7 protein-coding genes are annotated in these 6,309 nt (G+C 46.0%); 6 read left to right on the forward strand and 1 reads right to left on the reverse strand.

Translation table 11 applies throughout. The annotated features are described in order from the left end of the window. Positions 1-21: 21 nt before the first annotated feature. The 3 genes from qoxB to qoxD are packed head-to-tail and all read left to right on the forward strand — an operon-like array spanning position 22 to position 2,970. Positions 22-1,971 (forward strand): cytochrome aa3 quinol oxidase subunit I, encoded by a 1,950-nt coding sequence (gene qoxB, locus D5S11_RS11670; RefSeq protein ID WP_012118743.1) that lies wholly within the window; start codon positions 22-24, stop codon positions 1,969-1,971. Positions 1,972-1,985: 14 nt separating this feature from the next. Further along, complete coding sequence (gene qoxC / locus D5S11_RS11675) at positions 1,986-2,600, forward strand: cytochrome aa3 quinol oxidase subunit III (protein ID WP_003150930.1); 615 nt, start codon at positions 1,986-1,988, stop codon at positions 2,598-2,600. Between the two features lies 1 nt (position 2,601). After that, positions 2,602-2,970: a cytochrome aa3 quinol oxidase subunit IV gene (gene qoxD / locus D5S11_RS11680; protein ID WP_007407711.1), complete on the forward strand. Its 369-nt coding sequence runs from the start codon at positions 2,602-2,604 to the stop codon at positions 2,968-2,970. Between the two features lie 43 nt (positions 2,971-3,013). On the opposite strand, the gene ywcE is transcribed toward qoxD, so the two are convergent. Continuing rightward, a complete protein-coding gene (gene ywcE / locus D5S11_RS11685) occupies positions 3,014-3,274 on the reverse strand; it encodes a spore morphogenesis/germination protein YwcE (protein WP_003150937.1) in 261 nt (86 codons plus the stop codon). A 292-nt stretch (positions 3,275-3,566) separates the two neighbouring features. Between ywcE and D5S11_RS11690 the strand changes: the two genes are divergently transcribed. The 3 genes from D5S11_RS11690 to nfsA all read left to right on the forward strand — a co-directional run bounded on the left by D5S11_RS11690 (position 3,567) and on the right by nfsA (position 6,266). Next, the gene (locus tag D5S11_RS11690; RefSeq protein WP_108725251.1) at positions 3,567-4,025 is read left to right on the forward strand and encodes a GNAT family N-acetyltransferase; all 459 of its coding nucleotides are present in this window, start codon (positions 3,567-3,569) and stop codon (positions 4,023-4,025) included. Positions 4,026-4,226: 201 nt separating this feature from the next. Beyond that, positions 4,227-5,414 (forward strand): FtsW/RodA/SpoVE family cell cycle protein, encoded by a 1,188-nt coding sequence (locus D5S11_RS11695; RefSeq protein ID WP_007614568.1) that lies wholly within the window; start codon positions 4,227-4,229, stop codon positions 5,412-5,414. Between the two features lie 102 nt (positions 5,415-5,516). After that, positions 5,517-6,266 (forward strand): oxygen-insensitive NADPH nitroreductase, encoded by a 750-nt coding sequence (gene nfsA / locus D5S11_RS11700; RefSeq protein ID WP_007407708.1) that lies wholly within the window; start codon positions 5,517-5,519, stop codon positions 6,264-6,266. The last annotated feature ends 43 nt before the right edge of the window (positions 6,267-6,309 follow it).

A 6,309-nucleotide genomic window follows, 5' to 3' on the forward strand; every position in this document is an offset into this window, starting at 1 on the left:
ACAAGAAAGGAGGAAGCCCGAATGAAATTGAGATGGGATGAATTTTTTGTAACAGGTGACCCATTAATTCTGGGCGCACAAGTTTCCATTGCGCTTTCCACTATCGCTATCATCGTTGTACTCACATACTTCAAAAAGTGGAAATGGCTCTGGTCTGAATGGCTGACGTCTGTAGACCATAAGAAACTTGGAATCATGTACATTATCTCTGCTGTTATCATGCTGTTCCGCGGCGGGGTCGACGGCTTGATGATGCGCGCCCAGTTAGCGCTTCCTAATAACAGTTTTTTAGACTCAAACCACTATAATGAGATCTTTACGACTCACGGTACGATCATGATTATCTTCATGGCGATGCCGTTTTTAATCGGTCTGATCAACGTTGTCGTACCTTTGCAGATCGGTGCGCGCGACGTAGCATTCCCTTACTTGAACAACCTGAGTTTCTGGACGTTCTTCGTAGGTGCGATGCTTTTCAATATTTCTTTCGTTATCGGAGGTTCTCCGAACGCAGGCTGGACGAGTTACATGCCGCTGGCAAGCAACGACATGAGTCCCGGGCCTGGTGAGAACTTCTACCTGCTCGGTCTTCAGATTGCCGGTATCGGTACGCTGATGACGGGTATCAACTTTATGGTGACGATCCTGAAAATGCGTACGAAAGGCATGACGCTGATGCGTATGCCGATGTTTACATGGACGACGCTGATTACAATGGTTATTATCGTATTCGCCTTCCCTGTTTTGACAGTGGCATTGGCGCTGTTATCATTTGACCGTTTGTTCGGCGCTCACTTTTTCACGCTGGAAGCCGGCGGTATGCCGATGCTTTGGGCTAACTTGTTCTGGATTTGGGGACACCCTGAAGTATATATCGTTATCTTACCGGCATTCGGTATTTTCTCTGAAATTATTTCAGCGTTTGCAAGAAAGCAGTTATTCGGTTACAAAGCGATGGTCGGCTCAATTATCGCCATTTCCGTCCTGAGTTTCCTAGTATGGACTCACCACTTCTTCACAATGGGGAACAGTGCGTCTGTTAACTCTTTCTTCTCGATTACAACGATGGCGATTTCGGTTCCGACCGGGGTTAAAATCTTTAACTGGCTCTTTACGATGTATAAAGGCCGGATCAGTTTTACAACACCGATGCTGTGGGCGCTCGCGTTCATCCCGAACTTCGTTGTCGGCGGGGTAACAGGGGTTATGCTTGCGATGGCTGCAGCGGATTATCAATACCATAATACGTACTTCCTCGTATCTCACTTCCACTATGTGCTGATCGCGGGTACGGTATTTGCATGTTTCGCAGGATTTATTTTCTGGTATCCGAAAATGTTCGGTCACAAGCTGAACGAAAGAATCGGAAAATGGTTCTTCTGGATCTTTATGATCGGATTTAATGTATGTTTCTTCCCTCAATACTTCTTGGGGCTGCAAGGTATGCCTCGCCGTATTTACACATACGGACCGAATGACGGATGGACTGCATTGAACTTTATTTCAACTGTCGGAGCCTTCATGATGGGTGTCGGATTCTTAATCCTTTGCTACAACATCTACTACAGCTTCCGCTACTCTACTCGCGAGATCAGCGGAGATTCATGGGGCGTGGGACGTACGCTTGAGTGGGCGACTTCATCTGCGATTCCGCCGCATTACAACTTTGCGGTGCTTCCTGAAGTGAAATCTCAAGATGCGTACCTGCAATTGAAAGAAGACAAAACGGATATTCATCCGGAAAGCAAGTTCAAGAAAATCCATATGCCGCACAACTCCGGAAGACCGCTTATTATGTCAGTGGCGTTCGGTATTGCAGGCTTCGGACTTGTATTTGAATGGTTCTGGATGGGCATTGTCGGCTTGATCGGCATTCTGCTTTGCATGGTGCTTCGTTCATTTGAATATGACAATGGCTACTATATACCTGTTGAAGAAATAAAAGAGACGGAAAGAAAGATTTCCGAATAAAGGAGGCGTGATTTATGGAACATGCAGAACACGGCAATTCTAACGCGCCTATGGAATATCAATCTGAAACCGGCAGACTCAATATTCTCGGGTTTTGGATCTTTTTAGGGGCAGAGATTGTGTTGTTCTCAACACTATTTGCAACCTTCTTCGTTCTTCAAAGAAGAACAGCAGGAGGAGTCTTACCGGCTGAATTATTTGAAGTGAAGCTTGTCATGATCATGACATTCCTGCTTCTGATCAGCAGTTTCACCTGCGGGATCGCTGTTCATGAAATGCGTCGCGGAAGTTTAAAAGGCGTCGTCATTTGGACGATCATTACGCTTCTTCTTGGCGCGGGCTTCGTCGGATGTGAGCTTAACGAGTTCATCCACTATGTACATGAAGGAGCATCTCTCGGTACAAGTGCTTTCTGGTCTGGATTCTTCGTCCTTCTGGGAACGCACGGAACGCACGTAACGATCGGTATCTTCTGGATTGCCGGCATCTTACTGCAATTGAAGAAACGCGGATTAACGCCGCAGACGTCTTCAAAAATCTTTATCTCAAGTTTATACTGGCACTTCTTAGACGTTGTTTGGATCTTCATCTTTACAGGCGTCTATCTCATCGGATTGGGGGGACTATAATATGGCAAACAAATCTGCTGAACACAGCCACTTTCCGTGGAAGCATATCGTAGGTTTTGCGTTGTCTATTATTCTGACCCTGCTGGCCCTTTGGGTTGCAGTATATACGGAATTAAGCCCATCAGCAAAACTCTGGATCATTTTCGGATTCGCATTTATCCAAGCCGGTCTTCAGCTTCTCATGTTCATGCACATGACAGAAAGCGAAAACGGCGGAATTCAAGTCGGAAACACGCTCTTCGGATTTTTCGGAGCGATTGTTATCATCCTTGGTTCCATCTGGATCTTTGCGGCGCACTACCATCACGGTGACCATATGGATGGAAACCCTCCTGGCGGTGCGAAGCATCATTCCGAACATCAGGAATAAAAAGAAACCCTCTTCGTTTATGCGAAGAGGGTTTTTGGTGCCTTTATTGGCTTCTTCTCCGGCGCAGGCGCGGGAGGCCGTAAATGATAAAGGCGGCGATATGGGCAACGATGACGTTGACGGCAAACAGGATGATCATGAGTGTGTGGCCGAGAGGGGATAGGCTGCTGGTTGCGTAAAAGTAGAAGAAAACCCACATGAGAATAATTGGCGGTATGGCCGAAAGAGCGACTTTTTTGTTATCCAGCCAGATAAAGAGGGGTGTTGCGCTCGCGACCAGTAAATAAGCAAAAAACATGTCCATCTTACATGTCTCCTTTCATTTTATGGGAGCGTTTCCAAAATGAAATACAGAGAATGAAATGTGTCTGTTTTGTGGTCGTTTTTTGAACATTTTGTTACAATTATTATACCATGTTTTCCAATTTTTGATACCGCTTTTTCGAGAAATGTATTGCAACTATTGCCTCATTTTTGGATAGGTACAAGAAACCGGAAAGGCCAAATACCCTGTCACATTTCCGGACAATGGAATGGCGCAGGCTGTGAACCTTTGCTATGGTCAAAGAAAATATGCACAGCAAGGGTGGTTTGAAGTGGACGTAAGGAAAGAAGATGTCACAGCGCCGGATGTCTTTGCGCTTTTGCAGGATCATCTGAAGAGCATGACCATGCATTCTCCTCCGGAAAGTATACATGCGCTCAATGCGGACCGGCTGCGTCAGCCTGACGTTACGTTTTGGAGTGCGAGGGAAAACGGCATCCTGCTCGGCTGCGGTGCCTTAAAGGAGCTAAACAGCCGGCACGGTGAGATCAAATCAATGAAAACCTCTCCGCATCATGTCAGAAAAGGCGTTGCCAACCGGATCCTCCGCCATATGCTTGAAGAAGCAAGGCGGCGGGGCTATCATCGGATCAGCTTGGAAACCGGTTCTATGGAGGCTTTTCTCCCCGCCAGACGCCTGTATGAAAAAGCCGGGTTTCAATATTGTGATCCGTTTGCACATTATAAAGAGGACCCGAACAGCTTGTTTATGACGTTAAACATAAGCTGAAACCCCTTTTCTGACGAGAAGGGGTTTTTTATCGGAAAAGTTTCATCATGACCGAAACATTTCCTTTTCTGACACGTCATATGTCGTGTAGTCCCCAAACCGTAAAAAATAAAAAGGAAGCAACCTCATCATGTTTTCTTGAACGGTGTTCATGTATAATAAACAATAGTGACTTCCGATGAAAATGTAAGGCGGGATAGAATGAGTCGATATAAGAAACAGCAAAATCCCTATTATCAGGGGGATTTGATTTTTATATTTGGTGTGTTTTTAATAATTAGTGTTGCGGCGATTTATGCGGCCGGACAGTTCGGGCAGTACGGAAGTGATGCCTGGATGAGACAGATCGTCTTTTATGTCATCGGAGCCGGTCTCATGGTCAGTATCATGTATTTTGATTTAGAGCAGCTTGAAAAACTGAGTCTGTACGTGTTAATTGCCGGCGTGCTGTCGCTGCTCCTTTTACGTGTGGCGCCGGAATCCATCGCGCCGATTAAAAACGGAGCGAAGAGCTGGTTTAAAATCGGCAGCTTTACCCTCCAGCCCTCTGAGTTTACGAAAATAGGAATTATGATGATGGTCGCGTCCATTATATCGAAGGCGGGCCCGAAGGATCAAAGGTCACTTAGGGAAGATGTGAATCTGCTTTTGAAAATTGCGGCATGGACGGTTATTCCGATCGGGATGATCGTTTTGCAGGATGCCGGAACGGGTGCGATCTGTCTGTTTATCGTTATGGTGATGGTGTTTATGTCGGGTGTAAACTGGAAGCTGATTACCATTATCGGCGGTTCGGCCGCGCTTGTGCTTGGCCTTTTCTTAGTTCTCGTGATTGAATTTCCCCATGTGGCGAATTCAATCGGCATTGCGGATTATCAAATTAACCGGATTACATCGTGGATGTCTGACTCCAGTGCGGCAACGACTCAGGCAGAGAGCGATAAAAGCTGGCAGGTGGATCAGGCCGTTATGGCGATCGGATCGGGCGGCATTACCGGAAACGGCGTTCATAATCTGAAGGTGTACGTACCTGAGGGACAGACCGACTTTATCTTTGCGATTTTGGGTGAAAGTTTTGGATTTTTAGGCTGCGCCATTGCGGTTGTCATGTTTTTCTTTTTAATTTACAGACTTGTGGTGCTGATTGACCGCTTGCATGCGTTTAACCGATTTGGCGCGTTTTTTTGCGTAGGATTTACTGCACTTATCGTGATTCACACCTTCCAGAACATCGGGATGAATATCGGCATTATGCCGGTTACCGGTATTCCGCTGCTGTTTGTCAGCTATGGGGGGAGCTCGGTGCTTTCTACATTAATCAGCTTCGGGATCGTATATAACGCAAGTGTGCAGCTGACGAAATATAAAAGCTACCTGTTCAATTCTTAATGTGAGACGGCTCGTTTTTCGGGCTGTCTTTTTTTGTTTAGAGCATTTCGCTTTTGACATGATTCCCTTTCGGATATGATATAGAGAGAAGGAGGCTTTTATATGAACAATACCATTGAAACCATACTTAATCATCGGTCGATCCGATCATTTACTGACGAGCTTCTGACAGCAGAAGAGATAGATACATTAGTGAAAAGCGCCCAGGCGGCGTCAACGTCCAGTTACGTGCAGGCTTACTCCATCATCGGCGTAACCGATAAGGAGAAAAAGCGGAAGCTGGCGGCACTGGCCGGAAACCAGCCTTACGTCGAAAATAACGGGCACTTGTTTGTGTTTTGCGCTGATTTGTACCGCCATAAAAAACTTGCTGAGGAAAAAGGCGAAAACATTACCGAGCTTCTTGAGAATACGGAAATGTTTATGGTCAGCGTCATTGATGCCGCACTTGCCGCACAAAACGTAAGTGTTGCCGCGGAATCAATGGGACTTGGCATTTGTTATATCGGAGGCATTCGAAATGAACTTGATCAGGTGACGGAAGTGCTTGGAACGCCTGACCATGTGCTGCCGCTGTTCGGCTTGGTAGTCGGTCATCCCGCTCATCCGTCCGGTCAAAAGCCGCGCCTGCCGAAACAAGCCGTATATCATGAAAACACGTACGATACGAATGAAGAACACTTCCGCAGTTATATGAAGGAATATGATGAAACCATTTCCGCTTATTATGATAAACGGACAAACGGCAAGCGGGTTGAAACGTGGTCTGATCAAATCCTGCAGTTCATGAAACAAAAACCGAGAACCTATTTAAATCAATATGTAAAAGATAAAGGTTTTCAAAAGAATTAAGAAAAAACCTCTCCTGACGGGACTGACCCCCGTTTTTGAGACA

It is taken from the genome of Bacillus sp. L75, from assembly GCF_003676355.1.
GTDB lineage: Bacteria > Bacillota > Bacilli > Bacillales > Bacillaceae > Bacillus > Bacillus velezensis.